This is a genomic window from Burkholderia sp. Se-20378, assembly GCF_017104665.1.
Lineage (GTDB): Bacteria > Pseudomonadota > Gammaproteobacteria > Burkholderiales > Burkholderiaceae > Burkholderia > Burkholderia lata.
The window spans coordinates 1-2878 of sequence record NZ_JAAGPG010000804.1 but is presented as its reverse complement, the minus strand read 5'-3'; the positions used below and the strand labels follow the sequence as shown (position 1 = coordinate 2878).

3 protein-coding genes are annotated in these 2878 nt (G+C 67.8%); 2 read left to right on the top strand and 1 reads right to left on the bottom strand.

What is annotated here, in order from left to right:
- Nucleotides 1-96: 96 nt before the first annotated feature.
- Nucleotides 97-843, bottom strand: a complete 747-nt coding sequence (locus G3N93_RS37740; RefSeq protein ID WP_011352976.1) for a GntR family transcriptional regulator — start codon at nt 841-843, stop codon at nt 97-99.
- Nucleotides 844-1009: 166 nt separating this feature from the next.
- Between G3N93_RS37740 and G3N93_RS37735 the strand changes: the two genes are divergently transcribed.
- Nucleotides 1010-1855 (top strand): aldo/keto reductase, encoded by an 846-nt coding sequence (locus tag G3N93_RS37735; protein WP_206135299.1) that lies wholly within the window; start codon nt 1010-1012, stop codon nt 1853-1855.
- Between the two features lie 60 nt (nt 1856-1915).
- Nucleotides 1916-2614: a hypothetical protein gene (locus G3N93_RS37730; protein WP_206135298.1), complete on the top strand. Its 699-nt coding sequence runs from the start codon at nt 1916-1918 to the stop codon at nt 2612-2614.
- Nucleotides 2615-2878: the final 264 nt, after the last annotated feature.

The window sequence follows — 2878 nt, the reverse complement described above, 5'->3', positions numbered from 1 at the left end:
CGCTTGTCGGCGACACCGCCGTCGCTTGCGCGCCCGCCCGTGCCGCTCGGCACCGACGATGCGCGCTGGATGTGAGCGCCGGCGGCGCGTCTGGCGTTACTTGCGCAGTTCGACGACGAAGTCGTAGTAGTCGTTGCGGCAGTAGGTATCGGTCAGCTCGATCGCGCGCTGGTCCGACGTATAGCCGATGCGCGTGATCAGCAGTAGCGCGTCGTGTGGCGCGATGCCCATTTGCTCGGCGATCTCGTCGGTCGCGTTGACCGCGCGGAAATGCTGCAGCGCGCGCACGATCGGCGTGCCGCGTGCTTCGAGATAGCTGTACAGCGAACCGCCGATCGCCTGCGGATCGGGGATCAGCGTCGCGGGAAACGTCGAATTCTCGACGGCCATCACGATGCCGTCCGCGAGGCGCAGGCGCTTCAGGCGCGTGACCGATGCGGCGGGCGACAGCCCGAGCTGGATCACTTCGTCGCGGTTTGCCGGCTGGATCTCGCGCGCGAGCCATTGCGAGCTCGGCTTGAAGCCGCGCCGTTCGAGCATTTCGCTGAAGCTCGACAGCCGCGACAGCGGATCTTCGTAGCGCGGCTGGATGAAATTGCCGGCGCCCTGTGTGCGGCGAATCAGGCCTTGCTCGACGAGCAGCGCGATCGCCTTGCGTGCGGTGATGCGCGATACGCCGAGCGCATCGGACAGCACGCGCTCGGAGGGCAATGCCTCGCCGGCTGTCCAGCGATTGTCGTGGATCGCGTCGCCGAGCTTGCGGGCGAGCTGCAGGTAGAGCGGCGTGTCGTTGTCGGGGTCGGGGCGCAGGTCCTGCCAGCGGTCGTCCGTGGATGCCTTCATGGATTGGGTATCGATCTGATTGCGGCCATTCTAAGTCATCGCGTGGCGCCGTTATAGCCGGGTTTTGCCATGCAATAGGTGAATGGCGCGCCGATTGACTACACTGATGCGTCGTATTTCATGGCTGGGCCGCGGTGCGCGGCCACGAATCCGCAACGAGGAACGCATGACAGACACGATCGCCACGGTCGTCCTGCCGGACGGCGAGACGATTCCGAAGCTTGGTCTGGGCACGTGGGAAATGGGCGAACGGCCGGCCCGCCGCGCAGACGAGATCGCCGCGCTGCGCGAAGGCGTCGAGCTCGGGATGACGCTGGTCGATACGGCCGAGATGTACGGCGACGGCGCGACCGAGGAACTGGTCGGCGAGGCGCTCGCGGGCCTGCGCGACGACGTGTTCCTCGTCAGCAAGGTCTACCCGCACCATGCGAGCCGGCGCGGCGTCGTCGCCGCATGCGATGCGAGCCTCAAGCGCCTGCGGACCGATCGCCTCGACCTGTACCTGCTGCACTGGCGTGGCTCGGTGCCGCTCGAGGAGACGATCGAGGGCTTCGAAGCGCTGCAGCGCGCGGGCAAGATCCGTCACTGGGGCGTCAGCAACTTCGATACGGCCGACATGGCCGAGCTCGTCGATGAAGCCGGTGGCGGCGCGTGCGCGACCAACCAGATCCTCTACAACATCGCGCGGCGCGGCCCGGAGTTCGACTTGCTGCCTTGGCTTGCCGAGCACCGGATGCCGGCGATGGCGTACAGCCCGGTCGATCACGGGCGGCTGCCGAAGCGCTCGCCGCTCGACGAGATCGCGCGGCAGCGCGGGGTGTCGGTGATGCGCGTCGCGCTCGCGTGGGTGCTCGCGCAACCGGGAGTTTTCGCGATCCCGAAGGCGGCGCGGCTCGAACACGTGCGCGACAACCGCGCCGCGCTCGATTTCGTATTCAGTGATGACGAGCGCGCGCAGCTTGACGCGTATTTCCGTCCGCCACGCAGCAAGCGCGCGCTCGAGATGCTCTGACGACACCCGGCCGGGCAACGCGGCAGGTCAATGGTTGGCTCCGGACGATCCGCCGTTGCCGTGACCGCCGCCATTGCCGTTCCCGGTGCCATGGCCGTTGCCGACACCGTTGGCCCCGCCATTGCCGGCGCCGCCACTGCCGTTTCCGTTGCCGTTGCCGCCGCCATTGCCGTGGCCACCGTTGCCCGATCCGCCGTTGCCGCCAGCACCATTGCCGTTGCCGTGACCGTTGCCGCCGCCGTTGGTCCCGCCATTGCCGGCGCCGCCACTGCCGTTTCCATTGCCGTTGCCACCCGCATTCCCGTGGCTGCCGTTGCCGTGACCGCCGCCAGCGCCGGCGCCATGGCCACCGCCGTGGCCGTGACCGCCGCCGTCACCATTGCCGTGGCCACCGTTGCCATGACCGCCGCCGTCACCGTCGCCATGGCCACCACCGTTGCCGTGACCGCCGCCGTCACCGTCGCCATGGCCACCACCGTTGCCATGACCGCCGCCATCGCCATTGCCGTGGCCACCGTTGCCATGACCGCCGCCATCGCCGTCGCCATGGCCACCACCGTTGCCGTGACCGCCGCCGTCACCGTCGCCATGGCCACCGCCGTGGCCGTGACCGCCGCCGTCACCGTCGCCATGGCCACCGCCGTGGCCGTGACCGCCGCCGTCACCGTCCCCATGGCCGCCGTGGCCGTGACCACCGCCGTCACCGTCACCATCGCCACCGCCATGGCCACCATGTCCGCCATGACCTCCAGTGCCTGAAGTGCCGCCTCCAGAGGTACCGCCACCCGAAGTACCGCCACCCGAAGTACCGCCACCCGAAGTACCGCCACCCGCGGTACCGCCTCACATAGGAAGGCAACACGTCTTAACTCCACTCGCGTGCCGGCAACTCGTAGACCGTCCACTGTCTGCACAAAACAATCTCCAAAGAGCTCACCTTTGTAGTGCTGACTAGCATCCTAACCCCGACTGATGATTTCCACCTACTCAATTCCTTCTACTCAATCCGCTATTCCCCCACAC

Bases quoted from the DNA above. Each gene is read 5' to 3' on its own strand.
- G3N93_RS37740 (WP_011352976.1), bottom strand. From the start codon at position 843: ATGAAGGCATCCACGGACGACCGCTGGCAGGACCTGCGCCCCGACCCC.
- G3N93_RS37735 (WP_206135299.1), top strand. From the start codon at position 1,010: ATGACAGACACGATCGCCACGGTCGTCCTGCCGGACGGCGAGACGATT.